This is a genomic window from Streptococcus suis (assembly GCF_002964045.1).
GTDB lineage: Bacteria > Bacillota > Bacilli > Lactobacillales > Streptococcaceae > Streptococcus > Streptococcus suis_U.
The window spans coordinates 1-296 of the sequence record NZ_POPB01000135.1; the positions used below are offsets into that span (position 1 = coordinate 1).

The 296-nt window shown below is 32.1% G+C and carries 1 pseudogene; it reads right to left on the bottom strand.

The features are described 5' to 3' along the window. Positions 1–116: pseudogene (locus C1E99_RS00580) on the bottom strand (pur operon repressor); the annotation flags it as partial. Positions 117–296: the final 180 nt, after the last annotated feature.

Here is a 296-nt window from a genome sequence, read left to right on the forward strand (position 1 = left end):
GATGACTTGGCAGATTCATACTTTTCCGCAAAGGTATTCAAACTAGTTAATTCATAAGGGTGGTTGATGAGGTAATTGGAAATGACAACCATACGCTCACTTCTTCTTAATTTCATAAAATCATCCTCTTTCACTTTTTTCTATTATATCACAACAAACTACAAAAAGCGAACTTTTTTGATTAAAAAGTCCGTCTTTTTCGTATTTTGTTTATCGCTTACATATACCACTTTGGAAGATGATGATTAAAATATTCATACCATTCAGAAATCTTCTGCGCTTGCAACTTCATCAAT